The organism is Emcibacter nanhaiensis, assembly GCF_006385175.1.
Taxonomy (GTDB): Bacteria; Pseudomonadota; Alphaproteobacteria; order Sphingomonadales; family Emcibacteraceae; genus Emcibacter; species Emcibacter nanhaiensis.
On record NZ_VFIY01000014.1, the window covers coordinates 165710 to 183194 of the forward strand.

Genomic DNA, 17485 nt, shown 5'->3' on the forward strand with positions numbered 1-17485 from the left:
AGATTTGCCCCAATACGGAAACTTCCGTTGATCTCCAATATACAAAGAAATAAGGCAATATTAAGCCGATGACAATCCCATTGTTAACTCTTCCCCCCTGAAAAACAACGGTGAATCATAATAGTAAACCATGAGGTCTCTGCATGAGCGCAGAATTAAGAATTCGGGAAATGCAAAATGATCAGGTAATTCCGAAACGTTGCAACACTTCCGCCAGGTCATTACCGAAATGTTCGCCGCGCCGGATAATCCCGACACTCATGGGCAGGGCTTTAAGATCCGGATGATCCAGTTCCATACTCGTTAAAATTGCGACAGCAACATTTTTTGTGGTCGGCATGGATTTGAGCGCGCAGGCCAGATCAATCCCTGACAAGCGCGGCATCACCGCCGTGGTAATGACCAGATCCGGGCGCGTTTCGAGGATGATTTCAAAGGCATCCAGAGAGTCCAGAACCGTGGACACGCGATAGCCGCACTCCACCAGTTCGCGTTCAACCACGCGCGCTGCCGCCTTCTGTGGCAGAACCAGTGTAACGTCCTTGTCAGTCTTCTTCACATCGCTGACTTCAAAAGTGGAATGATGGGGCAGCGCCTGAATATCGGCAGCAACATCCTTGATCGGAGTGGAGGATCCGTCCAGAAGCCCCAGGATTTTATCGCTGAACTGCTGCAGGTCCCTGATGTTTTCCTCTTTGACCTCATCCATATGCCACAAGTAGTCGTCAAGGCGCTGGCAAATGGCCGACAGGCCGGGCAGCTTCACAGCCTTGACTTTGAGCCGCAGGTTGGAGGCATCCTGCGCCAGCATGGCCTTCGCCTTCTCCCCTTTGATTTCACCGCTCAGCACCTGCTGCAGGCGGACTTCGAGACTGCCGGCGACATCGCGGGCTTCGTCAAGTGCTTCGGATTCATAGAGATTTTCAAGTTCTGCTTCGGAAAGAATGCTCATTGCGGCCCTATACTCAAATGATATTTTCAAAGTTTCTGAAACTATAGGGGGCAGAAATTAATAGTTGGCTAACAAAGCGGGAAACAGGGACTTTTCATCTTCCGGCATCAGGTCGCCAGAAGCCAACACGATGGCGGACCTCTATTTTCCGGTCGAGCTCGCCGGCTGGCGCTATTCTCCAGACCCAGTCCTGTTCAGGCCGCCCCAGCTTCCGGGCAACTTTGTCCGGCAAGGCCTCCTCATGCTCCAGGACATCATCTTTTTCCGCATAGAGACGCTCGAAGTCAGAAACCAAAGCAACCGGACAGCCGAAACCGGCCAGCCAGTCCAGGTGCGCCAGCATGATCTCTTCCGCAAAGTCTGGCGGAACCTTTTCCCCCATCTTTTCCAGATATTTCAGCGGCAGCAGTGCCAGTTGCGAGAGAATATTGAGCGAGACCACCAGGTCCGGCGGCGCCGCGAGGTCCAGCGCCGGGGGGCTTCCGTTGCCCGCGCTCTTCGGCGCGAAGATATTTGCCGCTTTCCCGGTGACATCCACCGTCACAAAATGAATATGGTCATCCCGACCATAGCGCTTTCTGACCGCCGGCAGGTGGACAATATCCACAAGACTGAGCCGAAGCCCCCTCTCCCGCAGACCTTCGACCGGCACATCATGGAGCGCGCCTGAGCCCATAATCACAATATGACTGCCTGGTTTCAAAGTCTCTGCTGCAGATAAAATTTGCCTGCGGCTGTTTTCAAGATGCTCCCGCCACGCTTCCCGGCAGCGCCGGTGGCGGCTCTCAATGGAGATGGATTCCCGCAGATAGCCCAATGCCTTCACGGCCGGCTCTGCGGGCGTCAGAAGATACTCGAAAAATTCCCTAAGCATCGTCCCCGATCAGCACCACCACCTTGCCCGAGGATTTGCGGTCCCGAAGGGCGCGGATGGCGTCCACCGTCTGCTCCAGCGGGAAGGTCTTGCTGATGTGGGGTTTGATCTTGCCTTCCTGATACCAGCCCAGCAGCTGCTTCGCGCTGTCCACCAGAATCTGGTTCTTGAATTCCTTGTAGGCGCCCCAGTAGAAACCGATCAGCTCGATGTTCTTGACCAGCAGATGGTTGGCCGGAACCTGGGGAATATTGCCGCTGGCAAAACCGATCACCAGGATCCGCCCCTCCGGCGCCATGGCGCGGAAACAGGCCTGGAAGATGTCGCCGCCAACGGCGTCGTAAACCACATTGACACCCTGGCCGTCAGTAATTTCCCTGAGCCGCTCCCGGACATCCTCGTCCTTATAATTGACCGTGAATTCCGCCCCCTTGCTGCGCGCCACTTCCAGCTTGTCATCGTCCCCGGCCAGCGCAATAACCCGCGCGCCCATCAGGTGGCCGATTTCCACCGCCGTCAGGCCGACCCCGCCGCCGGCACCGGTCACCACCAGCCACTCCCCGGGCTTGAGCCGGGCGCGATAATCAAGCGCCACATGACTGGTGCCATAGGCAACCACGAAGCTGGCTACATCCGCATGCGGCATCTCTTCCGGCACCTTCAGCAGGGCGTCAACCGGCACAGCGATCTTTTCGGCAAAACCGCCCCAGTTGGTCAGAGCCTGAACCTTGTCCCCCACCTTGAATCCTGCGACGCCGTCACCCAGTTCGGCCACATAGCCGGACACTTCCAGTCCGGGGCTGAAAGGTTTCGGCGGCTTGACCTGGTAAGTGCCTTCAACCATCAGGCTGTCGGCAAAATTGACGCTACAGGCTTTGATATCGATCACGACCTGGCCCGGTCCTGCCACCGGATCATCCACTTCCTCAAGCTGCAAATTGGACAAGGGACCATTTTCCCGGACGATCATCGCTTTCATCATTTCCTCCCGTCACGATAAATTCACATGGACAAAGGCCGCAGGATGGCTATACTGCGCCGAATTTTTGGCCGTTTTTTGCACTGCACAGTGATAGGCGCTTGTTAACGGCAGATCAACAGTTTTAATTGATACGAGTTTAATTACATGACGTTACGTAATATTGCCATCATCGCCCACGTGGACCATGGCAAAACAACCCTGGTGGACAGCATGTTCCGCCAGAGCGGCCTGTTCCGTGAAAACCAGCGCGTTGAAGAGCGGGCCATGGACAGCAACGACCTGGAAAAAGAGCGCGGCATTACCATCCTCGCCAAATGTACGGCCGTGGAATGGCACGGCACCCGCATTAATATTGTCGACACCCCGGGCCACGCCGACTTCGGTGGCGAAGTGGAGCGTATCCTCAGCATGGTCGACGGCGTGATCCTTCTGGTGGATGCCGCCGAGGGCCCGATGCCGCAGACCAAATTCGTGCTGTCCAAGGCGCTGGCGCTGGGCCTGAAACCGATCGTGGTGATCAACAAGGTGGACAAGCCGGACCGGCGCCCCGATGCCGTCCATGACGAGGTTTTTGACCTGTTCGTGGCGCTCGACGCCAACGAGGAGCAGCTTGACTTCCCGACCCTGTTTGCCTCCGGCCGTGACGGCTGGGCGGATCTGGAACTGGACGGTCCGCGGGAAAACCTGGCGCCGCTGTTTGAAACCATCATCAGCCATTTCAAGGCGCCGGAAGTGGCGACCGAGGAAAATATCGCCAAGCCCTTTACCATGCTGGCGACCCTGCTGGATCGCGATAATTTCATGGGCCGCGTGCTGACCGGGCGGGTGCAGAGCGGCAGGATCAAGGTCAACGATCCGATCAAGGTGCTGAACGCCAAGGGTGAAGTGGTGGAACAGGGCCGCGCCAGCAAGCTCCTCTCCTTCCACGGACTGGAGCGTGTGCCGGTAGAGCAGGCCCAAGCCGGAGACATTATTGCCATTGCCGGACTAAGTGTCGGTACCGTGGCCGATACCTTCTGCGCCCCGGAAGTGACCGAACCGCTGCAGGCCCAGCCGATTGACCCGCCAACCCTGAGCATGAAATTCTCCGTCAACGACAGCCCGCTGGCCGGACGTGAAGGCAAGAAAGTCACCAGCCGCCTGATCCGTGATCGCCTGGAACGTGAATCCGAAGGCAATGTGGCCATCAAAATCACCGAAAGCGAAGACAAGGACAGCTTTGAAGTGGCCGGACGCGGCGAACTGCAGCTCGGCGTCCTGATCGAAACCATGCGCCGCGAAGGCTTCGAGCTCTCCATCTCCCGCCCGCAGGTGCTGTTCAAGAAAGATCCTGACACCGGCGAACGACTGGAGCCCTATGAAGAAGTTGTCGTCGATGTGGACGAAGAATTTTCCGGCGGCGTGGTCGAGAAAATGGGCCTGCGCAAGGCGGAAATGACCGACATGCGCTCCAGCGGCGCCGGCAAGACCCGTATCACCTTCCTGGCCCCGTCCCGCGGCCTGATCGGTTATCACGGCGAGTTCCTGACCGATACCCGCGGTACCGGCATCATGAACCGGGTGTTCCACAGCTATGGCCCCTATAAGGGCCCGATCGCCGGGCGTCGCCAAGGTGTGCTGATCTCCAACGGTAACGGCAAGGCTGTGGCCTACGCCCTGTTCAACCTTGAGGAACGCGGCATCATCATGGTCGACCCGCAGGACGAAGTCTATGAAGGCATGATCATCGGCGAACACAGCCGGGACAACGACCTGGACGTGAACCCGCTCAAGGGCAAGCAGCTGACCAACATCCGCGCCGCCGGCAAGGATGACGCCATCAAGCTGACCCCGCCGCGCAAACTGGGCCTGGAAGAAGCCATCGCCTATATCAATGACGATGAACTGGTAGAGGTTACCCCGGAAAATATCCGGCTGCGCAAGCGCTACCTCGATCCCCATGATCGCAAGAGGGCCCTTCGCGCCGCCCAAGCCAGCTAAAATGATCAAAAAGCCGGGTTCGCCCGGCTTTTTTTATGCTATAGGAATGACCATGGAACCGACAGACCGGACAGACACCCCCTGCATCAGCATCTGCCAGCTGGACGCAACCGAAACATGGTGCATCGGCTGCGGCCGGTTGCGGACCGAACTGTTCAACTGGCCGGAAAAATCCCCGCAGGAACGCGCTGAAATCATTTCCAGAGCCCGCCAGAGGCTTTTGTCTTCCGGTCGCAAATAACCCTGCGTTTACCCAAACTTAATGGCTTTCCAGTAGGCTTTGCGGGAATAACTGACAAAAAGGGTGCGCTTATGACACATTTTCTGGTGACCGATGAAAACCCCGACGGGTTCAGACTGGAAGATATCCTGAACATCATCCGCAAGGACATTATCCAGCGGGCAACCCGGATCATGGACGATGATCGCCCGGAAGCCCAGCATGTCCTCGCCAATAATGTGGAAATTCTGGGACTTCTGACCGAGGCCATCGAGCTGGCCAAGGACAGCACCATGACCCTGGAAAAGGCATTCGGCCCTTCCAGCGGCGACAAACCCCGCATCGGTAAATAACTAGTTCCTGAACCGCTGCGGTGAAATTTCCGCAACCGGCAGCACACTGCCGGTTTCACCATTCACAATTAATTCCGCCACCAGCCGGCCAATGGCCGGCGAGGTCTGGATTCCAAATCCCCCCTGCCCGACGCACCAGAAAAAACCAGCAATATCCGGATCAAACCCGACCACCGGGGAGCGGTCCGGGACAAAGGTGCGAAGACCCGACCATTTGCGCCGGACGTGGGTCACCCTGAATTCCGACGCCTGTTCCAGCCGGTCGATCGCCCGGGCAATATCCAGTTCTTCCGGTTGAACATCACAGGGCGGCATTGGTGTTTCGTCACAGGGGGTAAGCAGAATGCCGCCTCCCTCCGGCTTGAAATAAAACTCATCTTCCGCATCCAGCACCAGCGGCATCTCGGGCGAAAGTTCGGCGCCATCGGCATCAACACAGATGACCGTCCTTCTGCGGGGATCCAGGCCGATAGGCGCCACACCGGCAACCGCCGCCAGTTCATCCCCCCAGGCACCGGCGGCATTGACCAGAACCCGTCCTTCGACCCTGCCTTCCGCCAGTTCTACCTGCCAACCTTCTGCCGACCTCGAAATATCCTCGACCGACTGGTTACACAGCATTTTCCCGCCATTCTTTTTCATGCCGCGCAGATAGCCCTGATGAAGAGCATGCACATCGATGTCCCGGCACCCCGGATCCTCATACCCGGCAACCGCATAGCCCTTGCGCAGGCATGGAGCTTTCTCAAGGATCTCGGTAGCAGTGAGCTGCTTGATTTCCGGACTGACGGCTTTCTTGGTCCTGTAGGACTGTTCCAGGAACTCTACCTGTTCCGCCGTCGCCATATAGACGGCGCCGCGCTTGTGAACCAGCGGTGTTTCGGAGAAACCGTCCGGCGGCGACAACAGGAACGACCGCGAAGCCCGGGTCAGCTGCTGAACCACCGCATTGCCATAGGTTTCAGCAAAAAAGGCTGCCGAGCGGCCTGTGGTGTGATAGCCGGGATACTCTTCCCGCTCCAGGATCAATGTACGTCCATGAGGACTGAGGAACCAGGCTGCCGACGCCCCGGCGATACCGCCGCCAATGATGATAAAGTCAAATGTCTCGGTCATACTCTTTCAGACTTGAATCCTTGACAATCCTGTGAAAATCCCTGACACAGAATGAATTCAACCGGCCCCGCAGTGCCCAGCTTTGGAATGATTTATACCCATGTCAGATACCTTAAATCCTGATGAAATCAAGGAATATGTCGATTTTCTTCATATTCTCGGGGATGCCGCGGCGGAAATTACCCTGAAATCCTTCCGCGCGCCGCTGGATGTTGTCAACAAGGGCCGAAAGCTGCAAAGCGACTTTGATCCGGTCACCCGGGCCGACCGGGATGCCGAGGCCGCCATTCGCCGCCTGATCCTCGATAAATACCCCGCTCACAACCTGATCGGCGAGGAACACGGGCAGGCAATCAATCCTGACAATCAGGACGGCATGAACTGGATCATTGATCCCATCGACGGCACTCGCGCCTTCATTGCCGGCATTCCCCTGTGGGGCACCCTGATTGCTGTGAATGACGGCAAGGGGCCGGTGATCGGCATGATGGACCAGCCTTACCTGAAGGAAAGATATATCGGTTCGCCGCTGGGCAGCAGCCTGAACGGCTCGCCCATTCACTGCCGCCCCTGCCCCGATATTTCCCAGGCCACCCTGTCGACGACAGACCCGGTGCAGCTGTTCGCCACCATGGATGACCGCCGCGCCTTCGAGAAAGTGGCGGCAATGGCCAATATGGTGCGCAACGGTTATGACTGCTACGCCTATATGATGGTCGCGTCGGGACATATGGATGTGGTGATTGAAAGCGGCCTGGAAAGCTATGACATCCAGCCGCTGATCCCGATCATCGAAAATGCCGGCGGCATTGTCACCTGCTGGGATGGCGGCTCCCCGAACCAGGGCGGGCAGATTGTCGCCAGCGGCGACCGGGCGCTGCACGCCCAGGTGCTAGACATCCTCAACAGCTAGGAACCCGTCCAGCAACCGCCACATCTCCTGACGGATGTCATCGGCTTCCCGATAGATTTCGTGAAAGGCCCCCTTGATGACCTCAATCCGGCTGTTGGGCAGACGACCGAGGATTTCGCAGGCGTCTTCATTGACAACGAGCCTTTCCTCTTCCGCCAGGAGTGCCAGGACCGGCAGGGTTATGGCTTCTGCATATCCCCGTTGCTTCAAAATATCGATGCTGTCCAGGGCCGCCTTCAGCCAGCCATAGGTGGCGCCTCCCGCATACAGGTCCGGATTGGCCTTCATGATTTGGTTTTCCGCCTCATGGCGGGACAGGTCATGGGTCAGCAGATCGCTGACCATGAGCTCCATATCATCCGCATTTTTCGGCTCCTGCCCCGGCGCATATTCCTTGTCCCAGCCGAACAGGCAGGCCCATTGAATGTAGGATGGCGTAAACAGCGCCTTGATTGGCGACCCGAGGTTAATCCCCAACATCGGCGCCATGAGCACCGCCCTGTCGAAAACACCGGGATGGTCATGCAGGAAACGAAAGGCAATATGGCCGCCCATCGAATGGCCAAGCAGATAAAGCGGCAACTTCCGCGGCTCCTGCTCCAGCAAATCATAGTGGGACATCATCTCGGCGAGATCGGAAAGATACAGATCAAAATTCTTGATATAGCTTTTGTGACGATCCTTGAGCAAGCGGCTGGACAGGCCCTGCCCGCGGTGATCCATACTGTAAACCCGCAGCCCGCGGTCGAGAAAGTCCTGAAAAAACTCCTGATATTTCTCCATATATTCCCGGTGGCCGTTGACGATCACGATTTGCCCGCGGACCGGGCCGTCGGGCTCGATCGAGACAATGCGCAACCTTATGCCGTCCGGCCTTTCCAGCCAGGCAATCTTGCTGTTTTCGGGAAAAAAATCGTTGGACGTCACTGTTCCCTGCCCCAATACTCACGGAATATTTCCGTCACGATAACAAAAAAGGCGCCCCATGAGCGCCTTTTTTTATGAAATAAGGAAGATATCTCTCCAACGGATTATTTGGACAGCCTCAGGCTCGACAATTCGTTGGCGATTTCCTCGAAGATTGTATTCAGTGTTGCCGCATCCGGCGCAAAATAATAGTGATCTTCATCCGTCGCCACATTGGTCAGCAGGGTGGCCAGCGAACCGCTGCTTTCCGCGAACTGGATGGTATAGATCTGGATATTATTGTCCGGGTCATTCTTGATGGCGTCGGCCACTTCAAGCAGACGATTGTTCCGATCCGACAACATCCTGTTATAGGTATCGCCGGAGCGGCGCGTATTTTCACCGTCAGTCAGCAGAATGATTGCCCGGTTGATGGTGTTGCTGTTGGCGGAAATCACGGAGGCTTCGTTAAAGGGCAGTCCCGGTGACAGCACCCGCCAGGCCCAAACCAGTCCCTGGGGGATATTGGTATAGCCGCCGCTGGTCGCATCCAGGTCATCGATGGCATCCCACACCACCTGCTTCACGCTCTGCAGCTTGGTGATGCCATAGTCCGGACAGGGCGTACAGGAAGACGTTTCATTGGCCAGGCGCCCCATGTCGCAACGATAGCCGTCATAATATTTTTCACTGGAACCGATCGAGCCATCGCCATTGAAATCATATGCCACATAGTTGCTATATTCATTCTCATCCCCGATCGGATACCAGCCGATCCACGACTTGCCGCCGACAATCTCGACCGGACCGTCATAGATATCAGCAGCTTCATCCAGGGAAGTGGAGTTGTCTGAAGAGGGAGTTTGCTTATACTGCCAGGCTTCCTCCCGGGCATAACGGGCATAGACGCACCCGGTCCAGCCGGTCGGCGGTTCCGCCAGGAGAGGAACAGACGGCGCATTATGGGCGTAATAGATATTGTTGATGGTTGCCTGGTAGTTTTTCAGAACTTCATAACCGTTGCCGGGAATGGCGGAAGAACAATCCGGACTCCACTTGCTTCCCTCACATAATTTGTCAAAGGAATAATATTGAATCTCATAGGGATTGGCGACAGAAGGCGACACCGCCACAGTCGTATAAAGGTCAGCCGCGGCCAAAGGAGTCACCCCGTCTGCCTCAAAACCATATTTTGACCCGTTGTTGGTGATATTCACTGCTCCAGACCAGGGCACCACTCCGATTTTCAGCAACGGATTTTCCGCATTATTGCCGAACAGGATATTGATCATGGTTTTAGCCGCCTGCTTGGCCGCATATATTCGCGACCCGCCGCCCACATCCGATGTCTGCATGGACCCGGACAAGTCAATGGCGACCACCACATCGAGCAGGGAAATCTCCTTGGTCACCTCGGCGTCGGTGTTTACATCCAGGGAGTCGACGCCGAACAGCTGCAGAAACACGGTATTCACGTCGGCATTTGCTTTCAGGCGAAGGACATCTTCATCATTTCCGTAAACATAATCTTCCGCCAGGACGTTGCCGTCTTCATCCACTTCATACGGCCCCTCAACGGTAGCCCCCATGAAGCCGTTGGGCAGGTTGGCATCAAAATACTGCTGGATTTCGGCCCTGCGCACTGCGGCGGTGTCGTTCAGCACACGGCCACCGGCCAGTGCCGCCGCGTCAAGCGCCGTCCCCAGGCGCTGCTTGACGATATAGGCGCGGCTGACATCCGTGGCCAGGCCGACAATGGCAATGATCGGAATAACAGATGCCACCATAATCGCACCGGACATTCCCCGGGTGTCCCGCACCAGCTTGCGACCAAAATCCGCCAGCCCGGTCGACTGTTGCAGTTTTTTCCGTCCGGCGGTAAAAGCCATCAAAGACTTTTTAATTTTTTCCGGCATCATTTTCATTTTATCTGTGACCCCTTGATAGTTCACGTTCACAGCCTATATTTTCTGCTAAAAGCATTAAGAAATATTTATGAAACCAAAGAGTTGTATTAATATTTTGGTAAAATTGGTCTACGCGAAATATGTCTCTGAAATATACGCATTTATTTCTCTCCTATTCGGGCGCAGATGAACAAAATACATCTTGACTCGGGGATCAATTCTTCTATCTATTAGAACAATTCTAAATTAAATCAGAACCTCAATAAATCCACAAATGGAGAAGCAAAATGTCACATCTTATCGGCCAGAAAGCCCCTGATTTTACAGCCCAGGCTGTCATGGAAAATGACGAACTGACAGAACTGACCCTGTCTGACTACCTGAAAGGCAGCTATGGTCTGATTTTCTTCTACCCGCTGGACTTCACCTTTGTCTGCCCGTCTGAAATCATTGCTTTCAGCAACCGCATGGACAAATTTGCCGAACTGAACACCAAAGTCGTCGGCGTCAGCGTCGACTCCCAGTATTCACACTATGCCTGGCGCAACACCCCGCCAAACAAAGGCGGTCTCGGCCCGATCAAATTCCCGCTGGTTGCCGACCTGACCAAACAGATTGCCAAAGACTATGGCGTGCTGATCGAAGACGCCGGCGTCGCCCTGCGCGGTTCCTTCCTGATCGACAAGGAAGGCAACATCCGGCACTATGTGATCAACGACCTGCCGCTGGGCCGCAACGTGGACGAAAGCATCCGCATGGTTGAAGCCCTGCAGTTCCATGAAGAACACGGCGAAGTCTGTCCGGCCGGTTGGCAGAAAGGCCAGGAAGGCATGAAAGACACCGCAGAAGGTGTGGCCAGCTACCTCGCTTCACATGCTGAAGAACTCTAAGAGTTCCACCAGTTTTCTGAGAAAGGCGGGATTTTTCCCGCCTTTTTTTATTGATGCAGCGCAAAATTGACCATTATTATGTAAACAGCATAGTTCCAGGCAGCATTTAGATGAGCAGTTAGTCAAATGGATTGGGATAAACTTAGAATTTTTCATACGGTCGCCTCTTCCGGCAGCTTTACCCATGCCGGGGAAAAGCTGAGCCTGAGCCAGTCGGCCGTCAGCCGGCAGATCAGGTCGCTTGAAGAAAGCCTGAATGTGTCCCTGTTCAACCGCCATGCGCGCGGTCTCAGCCTGACTGACGAAGGGGAAACCCTGTTCAAGACCGCGGAAGATGTGGTCTCCAAGATCCACTTCACAGAACAGCAGCTTCTGGAAGGCAGTGACGTCCCCATGGGGGAACTCAAGGTCACCACCACGCTCAGCTTCGGATCGACCTGGATGATGCACCATATCCGCGGCTTCATTGAAAAATATCCCGAAGTGGACGTGCAGTTGATTGTCTCGGACCTGGATCTGGACCTGACCACAAGGGAAGCCGACGTGGCCATTCGCTTCCGCCCGTCCGAACATCTGGAGATGATCCAGAAACGGCTCGGCACCTTCCACCACCATCTTTATGCCTCGCCCGAGTATCTAAGTCGCAAGGGCCGCCCCAAGACCGTGGATGACCTCGACAACCACAGCCTGATCGCCTACGGCCATGTGCCCTCCGCGCCAATACAAAGTATGGACTGGGCGCTGACAGAAGGCACCCTGGAACCGCGCAAACCATCTCTGCGGGTGAACAGCATCTATGGTGTGCTGCAGGCAGTAAAGGCCGGTATCGGCATTGCCGCCCTGCCCGACTATCTTGTCCAGGGATCCATGAATGTGGTGCGTGTCCTGGAAGATACGGAGGGTCCCGAGTTCGACGCCTATATCACTTATCCACAGGAACTCAGGACGTCAAAGCGAATTGCCGCCTTCCGTGACTATATTATCCAGCAATTCAAGGGTACCCGCTTCTGATACAAGCCATGCACTAGACGCATAGCTGTGTTGTGAATTGAAAGGGTGGTCACCCGGGCCCCCTGTGGCTATATTCAACTCAGATGATGCGTTGCATCGTCTCCTGAAAGAACCTCCCAAGTAATTTCAGGCGCTATGATCGGATGTCCTCCCAGATGAAGATTATAGCTTGTTTCATTGTCTCCCAGACATGAAGCCTCCCTATATTTTTGACTATGCCGGGTTCGTCCCGGCATTTTTTTTGCCTTTAAATATCCTTCAAACTGGCTACATATTGTGCTTTGCACTATTTCTTTAAAATTTATACAAAAACTTGTTTTGTTTGGTTTTATAATATTTTTTTCACATTTTACCCCTTTACAAAGAGTCGAAACATCCCTATGTTACATAAAGATGTTGCATCGCAATATCTTTGAAGCAACGCCATGTTGCTTCTGGCTGTGGCTTATATGCCTCCCATATGTAAGTTGCAGCTGTTTCATTGTCTCCCAGACATGAAGCCTCCCTATATTTTTGACTATGCCGGGTTCGTCCCGGCATTTTTTTTGCTCACCGGCCTGTTCAAAATCCCGGCAGCCATCCCGGCGCAGCGCTCAAAATAGAGGCACGAGGTCTGCATTTTTTGCAAAGCTCTTCCTCAAACGATGAAAATTCCTTATATAAGTCAATACCTTACCAAACGGTTGTTTGAAGCATAAACTGCACAAATAACAGACATAAATGGAGTTCGATTAAATATTGTGCATGTCTAGTCAAGGTGATCCAGGACATCTGTCATCCGGTGGATGACCACGCCCCCTGCCTTCAGCAGGTCGTCACACTCGCCGCGCACACTGTAGGCCAGCACATCCATGCCGGCGGTAACGGCGCCGCGCACCCCCGGCAGGCTGTCTTCCACCACCAGGCACAGGGCCGGATCGACTCCCATTTGATTCGCCGCAAACAGATAAAGGTCCGGCCAGGGTTTGCCGCGACTCACCTGGGACGAGCTGAAGATTCGCCCGTCGAAATCATCCTTCAGGCCGGTCAGGCCCAGGGTCACTTCCATTTTGGCAAAATCGCCGCTCGAGGCGACGCAGCTTTTGATTCCCTGTTCCTTGAGATGGGCCACCACATCGTGGATTCCCTCCACTGCCGTGAGCTCGCGATGAAACACCTCGAAGGTTTCCGCCTGCACCCGATCGAGGAAATCGGCCGGCAGCGGCCGACCCAGAAGCTCTTCGGCCCGTTTCACGACAGAGGTCATGCTAAGCCCGACAAACTCGGACACCACCTCGGCAAGGGTCATCTTCAGGCCTTCCCGCGCCAGAGCGTCGCGCAGCACCCGGTTGGCAATCGGCTCACTGTCCACCAGCACCCCGTCACAATCAAAAATCACAAGCTCATAGGTCATGACCATTCCAAACAAAAAGGCAGCTTCACAAAATTGAAGCTACCTTTACACGGTTTAATCTGATTTTGCCAGACCGGCCAACAGACCGATCACTACCGCTGCATTAGTTGAGCAGGGACCGCAGCATCCAGGCATTTTTCTCGGAAACTTCCATCCGGTCGCCCAGGATACCGACCGTCGGTTCGTCACCGGCGTCCGCCGCCAGGGGCACGATTGAGCGTGCGGTACGGGTCACGGCCTCATTGGCCTCCACCAGGTTGCGGATCATCTGTTCCGCACTTGGAATACCGTCATCTTCCGGAATACTGGTCAGCGCGGCGAATTCCTTGTAGGTGCCGGGGGCATATTCGCCGAGGGAGCGAATCCGCTCGGCAATCACGTCGATGGCCGCCCACAGCTCCGTATAATGGACCTCGAACTGTTCATGCAGGGTCTGAAACATCGGACCCGTCACATTCCAGTGATAATTGTGGGTCTTCAGGTACAGCGTATAGGTATCGGCCATCAGACGGCTGAGGCCTTCGGCAATCTGCTGCCGTGTGTCATTGTCCATACCAATATTGATCTGCATGTTATACTCCTCTTTTTAAGTCCAGTGCTTAATATATAGTTTAGAATTATTACAAAACAAGGCGGGCGCCGAAATTAACAACAATATTATAGATATATCCGGGACAATAACAATATTATGCACCTTGCCACCTGATCCTGATCAATCCTTAGCATATTTTCATTTCGTCAGTGTTTTTATCGAGACGGCCTCCGGAATTTATTATAAATAATAGACATCTGAACCCCGTATTATATTTGAATATTAAATACAGGCCCGGCAACTATGGATATCGCCCAGATCAGGACCTTCATCGCCGTCTATGAAACCGGCAGCTTCCTGGCCGCCGCGGAGCGGGTCAATGTGACCCAGTCGACGGTCAGCATCCGCATCAAAAACCTGGAAAACCAGATCGGCAGCCCCCTGTTCGAGCGCAATAAACAGGGCGCCACCCCGACCGCGGCCGGACGCCAGTTCCTGAAACATGCCGTTGCCTTGTCGCGTATCTGGGACCAGGCCCGGCTGGAGGTGGGCATCGGAGAGGAGCAGGAAACCATGGTGCGGCTCGGCGCCCAGGTCAGCCTGTGGGATGGCTTCCTGCTGAACCTGCTGCCCTGGATGCGGGCCCATGCGCCGGAGGTGGCGGTCCGGACCGAAACCGGCAACGCCCCTGACCTGATCCGCAACCTGGCAGATAATTCACTGGATATCGCCGTTATGTACCGGCCGGAGCAACGCCCCGGATTCAAAGTCCGCCAGATTCTCGACGAGGAGCTCATCCTGGTGTCCTCCACAGAACCCGGGCAGGATGCATTCGCCCAGGACTATGTCTATGTCAACTGGGGTCCTGAATTCCAGAGCGACCACGCTCTCAATTTCCCGGACATGGAGGTGCCGCGCGTTTCCCTCGATGTGGGCACCCTGGGCATCGGTTACCTGCTGAACACGCCCGCCAGCGGCTATTTCCCCAAACGGACCGCCGCACCGCTGGTCAGGAACGGCCGGCTGCGGATTGTGGAAGGCGCGCCCCATTTCACCTATCCCGCCTATATGGTCTATGGCGAGGCGCTCGATGAAACGCTCGTCAGCCTGATCCTGGCGGGCCTCGACGACATCAGAAACGCCCTGCCGGAGCTGACAGGCGTGTCAGATAGCGGGAAAGTCTGACGGACGAGAGAGGTCAGGCCTGGTCGCGGTATTTGTCCCGTCGGGATTGCCGGCGTGACAGGTCGACCTTTTTCTTGCGGAAATCCCGATAGTCCTCTTCATCTTCGTAATCGACTCCATAGTCGTGATGATTTTTGGCGGTTCCGTGTTTGCCGTTTGCGCGGTGTTGCTTCATTGCATGCGTTCCTGTGCGAAAAAAACATATTTTTCCATTTTTACTATTCCGTATCGCGGACTATTCGAAAAGCGAATTTATTTTAATGATATTATTTAATTTCCAAATAGATAGACCGGCGCGCGGCACCTTCCCTGGCGGAAGTCGGTCCTGGTATCGGCTTTCCGCATAATATCTATTGAATAAATTCTCTTTATTTCCCCCCGGGACGGCGCATTAATTCGCCTTATCATTCACTGAACTACGGAATACTCCAGATGAAGAAAACCGCCTACGCCCTCCTGCCGGTCCTGGCCCTCGCGGCTGCTGCGCCGGCCCTTGCCGCCGACCTGAAAAACAATGACGATGTCGCCTACGAAGTCTATGTGGAAACCTCAGAACTGGAACAGACCGTCACCATCGGCGCCAACGAGACCCTGGGCGACCTGTGCCATGACTGCTATGTGGAAATTGTCGACACCGGCAGCGCCCTGACCATCGGCGAAGAGGAACATGTCACCATTACCGACGGCCAGCTGTCGGCGGAATAAGGCCGAACAGCGCAAGCCATACGCCTTCCCCCGGGTTGCATCCCCTGCAACCAAAAAAGAACCCCCTGCGGCCCTATGCCTGCAGGGGGTTTTACTTTGAGATCTTCAGTTCCGCTTATTTCAGCGCAGCACAGGCCCGCTGGATCCGGGTGCAGGCCTCGGTCAGGGCCTCTTCGGACGTGGCGTAGCTGACGCGGAAGTGCGGGCTCAGGCCGAAGGCCTCGCCATGCACGGCGGCAACCCCTTCACTTTCCAGCAGGTAGGTGACCACAGCTTCGTCATTCTCCAGCACTGTGCCGTCCGGCGTGGTTTTGCCGATCATGCCGGCGCAGCTCGGATAGACATAGAAGGCGCCTTCCGGGGTGGCGCAGGTGATGCCGTCGGCGTCATTGAGCATGCGCACCACCAGGTCGCGGCGTTTCCTGAAGGCTTCGCCGCGGGTTTTCAGGAAATCCTGCGGACCGTTCAGGGCCTCGACCGCGGCGGCCATGGAGATGCTGCTGGGGTTGGAGGTGGTCTGGGACTGGATCTTGCCGATCGCCTTGATCAGCTCCACCGGGCCGGCCGCATAACCGATACGCCAGCCGGTCATGGCATAGGCCTTGGACACGCCGTTGACGGTCAGGGTGCGGTCATAGAGCCTGGGCTCGACCTGGGCCGGGGTATAAAACTCGAAATCGTCATAGACCAGATGCTCATACATGTCATCGCTCATCACCCAGACGTGGGGATGCTTGAGCAGCACATCGGTCAGCGCCTTGAGTTCGTCGCGGCTGTAGGCGGCGCCGGTCGGGTTGGACGGGCTGTTGAGGATCACCCATTTGGTTTTGGGGGTGATCGCCGCGTCCAGGTCGGCCGGCTGCAGCTTGAAGTTATTTTCCTGGGTACATTCCACGATCACCGGGGTGCCGCCGACCAGCAGGGTCATGTCCGGATAGGACACCCAGTAAGGAGCCGGGATGATCACTTCGTCGCCCGGGTTGATGGTCGCCATCAGGGCGTTGAACAGGGTGTGCTTGCCGCCGTTGTTGATGGTCACCTGGCTGGGTTCATAGTCGAGGCCGTTTTCCCGCTTGAACTTGGCGGCCACCGCCTTTTTCAGCTCGGGGGTGCCGTCGGGGGCGGTATATTTGGTCTGGCCCTCGTTAATGGCCTTGATGGCGGCTTCCTTGATGTTATCGGGGGTGTCAAAGTCAGGTTCCCCTGCGCCCAGGCCAATCACGTCGCGGCCGGCAGCTTTCAGTTCGGCTGCCTTGGTCGTCACAGCAATGGTTGGGGAAGGCTTAACACGGCTTAAGGAGTCTGCAATAAAGGCCATTTCTTTCCCTTTCTGTGGTGGTCTTCTGTTGTTGTGGTGACAGTTGAATTCCCGGAAGCAAAATTGCCGGTGAATTCGTGCGCGAACCTACGAAAACTCTCGGCTTTCTGCAAGCGAAGTTTCACAAAATCAGCAAAGAAATCCCATATGTTGAGAGTTAACTGGTTTGAGAAAAATTCTTCTTTGTTTATCATATATTTATATTCCCGCGCTAAGAAACAGGGGAAAATAAAAAAGGGGCGGATAAC

The 17485-nt window shown here is 55.5% G+C and carries 18 protein-coding genes; 8 read left to right on the plus strand and 10 right to left on the minus strand.

Features of this window, described 5'->3' with window-relative positions; all coding sequences use genetic code 11:
• Positions 1 to 181: 181 nt before the first annotated feature.
• The 3 genes from FIV46_RS11345 to FIV46_RS11355 form a co-directional block, all read right to left on the minus strand.
• The gene (locus FIV46_RS11345) at positions 182 to 952 is read right to left on the minus strand and encodes a response regulator (RefSeq protein WP_139941044.1); all 771 of its coding nucleotides are present in this window, start codon (positions 950 to 952) and stop codon (positions 182 to 184) included.
• A 94-nt stretch (positions 953 to 1046) separates the two neighbouring features.
• Positions 1047 to 1826 (minus strand): hypothetical protein, encoded by a 780-nt coding sequence (locus FIV46_RS11350; protein ID WP_139941045.1) that lies wholly within the window; start codon positions 1824 to 1826, stop codon positions 1047 to 1049.
• Complete coding sequence (locus tag FIV46_RS11355; RefSeq protein ID WP_139941046.1) at positions 1819 to 2805, minus strand: NADPH:quinone oxidoreductase family protein; 987 nt, start codon at positions 2803 to 2805, stop codon at positions 1819 to 1821. Before FIV46_RS11355 ends, FIV46_RS11350 begins: the two co-directional genes overlap by 8 nt.
• A gap of 147 nt (positions 2806 to 2952) precedes the next feature.
• Here FIV46_RS11355 and typA point away from each other — a divergent pair, with 147 nt between their 5' ends.
• The 3 genes from typA to FIV46_RS11370 all read left to right on the plus strand — a co-directional run bounded on the left by typA (position 2953) and on the right by FIV46_RS11370 (position 5361).
• The gene (gene typA, locus FIV46_RS11360) at positions 2953 to 4788 is read left to right on the plus strand and encodes a translational GTPase TypA (protein ID WP_139941047.1); all 1836 of its coding nucleotides are present in this window, start codon (positions 2953 to 2955) and stop codon (positions 4786 to 4788) included.
• Positions 4789 to 4840: 52 nt separating this feature from the next.
• The gene (locus tag FIV46_RS11365; RefSeq protein ID WP_181163211.1) at positions 4841 to 5029 is read left to right on the plus strand and encodes a DUF1289 domain-containing protein; all 189 of its coding nucleotides are present in this window, start codon (positions 4841 to 4843) and stop codon (positions 5027 to 5029) included.
• A 71-nt stretch (positions 5030 to 5100) separates the two neighbouring features.
• Entirely contained in the window at positions 5101 to 5361 is a 261-nt protein-coding gene (locus FIV46_RS11370; protein ID WP_139941049.1) for a histidine kinase, read from the plus strand.
• Here the strand turns inward: FIV46_RS11370 and FIV46_RS11375 are convergent, their stop codons facing one another.
• Positions 5362 to 6477: an NAD(P)/FAD-dependent oxidoreductase gene (locus tag FIV46_RS11375; RefSeq protein WP_139941050.1), complete on the minus strand. Its 1116-nt coding sequence runs from the start codon at positions 6475 to 6477 to the stop codon at positions 5362 to 5364.
• A 100-nt stretch (positions 6478 to 6577) separates the two neighbouring features.
• Here FIV46_RS11375 and hisN point away from each other — a divergent pair, with 100 nt between their 5' ends.
• Complete coding sequence (gene hisN, locus FIV46_RS11380; RefSeq protein WP_139941051.1) at positions 6578 to 7390, plus strand: histidinol-phosphatase; 813 nt, start codon at positions 6578 to 6580, stop codon at positions 7388 to 7390.
• Here the strand turns inward: hisN and FIV46_RS11385 are convergent.
• Positions 7370 to 8317 (minus strand): alpha/beta fold hydrolase, encoded by a 948-nt coding sequence (locus tag FIV46_RS11385; RefSeq protein ID WP_139941052.1) that lies wholly within the window; start codon positions 8315 to 8317, stop codon positions 7370 to 7372. The genes hisN and FIV46_RS11385 overlap by 21 nt on opposite strands.
• A 104-nt stretch (positions 8318 to 8421) precedes the next feature.
• Positions 8422 to 10221 (minus strand): vWA domain-containing protein, encoded by a 1800-nt coding sequence (locus FIV46_RS11390; RefSeq protein WP_139941053.1) that lies wholly within the window; start codon positions 10219 to 10221, stop codon positions 8422 to 8424.
• 269 nt (positions 10222 to 10490) lie between these two features.
• Between FIV46_RS11390 and FIV46_RS11395 the strand changes: the two genes are divergently transcribed.
• Together FIV46_RS11395 and FIV46_RS11400 are read left to right on the plus strand one after the other, a co-directional pair.
• Positions 10491 to 11093 carry a peroxiredoxin gene (locus FIV46_RS11395; protein WP_139941054.1) on the plus strand — a complete coding sequence of 201 codons (603 nt, stop codon included), beginning with the start codon at positions 10491 to 10493 and terminating at the stop codon, positions 11091 to 11093.
• Positions 11094 to 11219: 126 nt separating this feature from the next.
• The gene (locus FIV46_RS11400; RefSeq protein ID WP_139941055.1) at positions 11220 to 12104 is read left to right on the plus strand and encodes a LysR family transcriptional regulator; all 885 of its coding nucleotides are present in this window, start codon (positions 11220 to 11222) and stop codon (positions 12102 to 12104) included.
• Between the two features lie 748 nt (positions 12105 to 12852).
• Here FIV46_RS11400 and FIV46_RS11405 read toward each other — a convergent pair.
• Together FIV46_RS11405 and FIV46_RS11410 are read right to left on the minus strand one after the other, a co-directional pair.
• Positions 12853 to 13497: an HAD family hydrolase gene (locus FIV46_RS11405; RefSeq protein ID WP_181163212.1), complete on the minus strand. Its 645-nt coding sequence runs from the start codon at positions 13495 to 13497 to the stop codon at positions 12853 to 12855.
• Between the two features lie 103 nt (positions 13498 to 13600).
• On the minus strand, positions 13601 to 14068 hold the full coding sequence (locus FIV46_RS11410) for a Dps family protein (protein ID WP_139941057.1): 468 nt from the start codon (positions 14066 to 14068) through the stop codon (positions 13601 to 13603).
• A 264-nt stretch (positions 14069 to 14332) separates the two neighbouring features.
• On the opposite strand from FIV46_RS11410, the gene FIV46_RS11415 reads away from it, so the two are divergent.
• Positions 14333 to 15214, plus strand: a complete 882-nt coding sequence (locus FIV46_RS11415) for a LysR family transcriptional regulator (protein WP_139941058.1) — start codon at positions 14333 to 14335, stop codon at positions 15212 to 15214.
• Positions 15215 to 15227: 13 nt separating this feature from the next.
• On the opposite strand, the gene FIV46_RS18105 is transcribed toward FIV46_RS11415, so the two are convergent.
• Positions 15228 to 15389 carry a hypothetical protein gene (locus FIV46_RS18105; protein ID WP_181163213.1) on the minus strand — a complete coding sequence of 54 codons (162 nt, stop codon included), beginning with the start codon at positions 15387 to 15389 and terminating at the stop codon, positions 15228 to 15230.
• Positions 15390 to 15646: 257 nt separating this feature from the next.
• On the opposite strand from FIV46_RS18105, the gene FIV46_RS11420 reads away from it, so the two are divergent.
• Positions 15647 to 15919, plus strand: coding sequence for a hypothetical protein (locus FIV46_RS11420; protein WP_139941059.1), 273 nt, complete (start codon positions 15647 to 15649; stop codon positions 15917 to 15919).
• Positions 15920 to 16034: 115 nt separating this feature from the next.
• Here the strand turns inward: FIV46_RS11420 and FIV46_RS11425 are convergent, their stop codons facing one another.
• Complete coding sequence (locus FIV46_RS11425) at positions 16035 to 17237, minus strand: pyridoxal phosphate-dependent aminotransferase (RefSeq protein WP_139941060.1); 1203 nt, start codon at positions 17235 to 17237, stop codon at positions 16035 to 16037.
• Positions 17238 to 17485 lie beyond the last annotated feature (248 nt).

Bases quoted from the DNA above. Each gene is read 5' to 3' on its own strand.
- FIV46_RS11345 (WP_139941044.1), bottom strand. From the start codon at position 952: ATGAGCATTCTTTCCGAAGCAGAACTTGAAAATCTCTATGAATCCGAA.
- FIV46_RS11350 (WP_139941045.1), bottom strand. From the start codon at position 1,826: ATGCTTAGGGAATTTTTCGAGTATCTTCTGACGCCCGCAGAGCCGGCC.
- FIV46_RS11355 (WP_139941046.1), bottom strand. From the start codon at position 2,805: ATGAAAGCGATGATCGTCCGGGAAAATGGTCCCTTGTCCAATTTGCAG.
- typA (WP_139941047.1), top strand. From the start codon at position 2,953: ATGACGTTACGTAATATTGCCATCATCGCCCACGTGGACCATGGCAAA.
- FIV46_RS11365 (WP_181163211.1), top strand. From the start codon at position 4,841: ATGGAACCGACAGACCGGACAGACACCCCCTGCATCAGCATCTGCCAG.
- FIV46_RS11370 (WP_139941049.1), top strand. From the start codon at position 5,101: ATGACACATTTTCTGGTGACCGATGAAAACCCCGACGGGTTCAGACTG.
- FIV46_RS11375 (WP_139941050.1), bottom strand. From the start codon at position 6,477: ATGACCGAGACATTTGACTTTATCATCATTGGCGGCGGTATCGCCGGG.
- hisN (WP_139941051.1), top strand. From the start codon at position 6,578: ATGTCAGATACCTTAAATCCTGATGAAATCAAGGAATATGTCGATTTT.
- FIV46_RS11390 (WP_139941053.1), bottom strand. From the start codon at position 10,221: ATGAAAATGATGCCGGAAAAAATTAAAAAGTCTTTGATGGCTTTTACC.
- FIV46_RS11395 (WP_139941054.1), top strand. From the start codon at position 10,491: ATGTCACATCTTATCGGCCAGAAAGCCCCTGATTTTACAGCCCAGGCT.
- FIV46_RS11400 (WP_139941055.1), top strand. From the start codon at position 11,220: ATGGATTGGGATAAACTTAGAATTTTTCATACGGTCGCCTCTTCCGGC.
- FIV46_RS11405 (WP_181163212.1), bottom strand. From the start codon at position 13,497: ATGACCTATGAGCTTGTGATTTTTGATTGTGACGGGGTGCTGGTGGAC.
- FIV46_RS11410 (WP_139941057.1), bottom strand. From the start codon at position 14,068: ATGCAGATCAATATTGGTATGGACAATGACACACGGCAGCAGATTGCC.
- FIV46_RS11415 (WP_139941058.1), top strand. From the start codon at position 14,333: ATGGATATCGCCCAGATCAGGACCTTCATCGCCGTCTATGAAACCGGC.
- FIV46_RS18105 (WP_181163213.1), bottom strand. From the start codon at position 15,389: ATGAAGCAACACCGCGCAAACGGCAAACACGGAACCGCCAAAAATCAT.
- FIV46_RS11420 (WP_139941059.1), top strand. From the start codon at position 15,647: ATGAAGAAAACCGCCTACGCCCTCCTGCCGGTCCTGGCCCTCGCGGCT.
- FIV46_RS11425 (WP_139941060.1), bottom strand. From the start codon at position 17,237: ATGGCCTTTATTGCAGACTCCTTAAGCCGTGTTAAGCCTTCCCCAACC.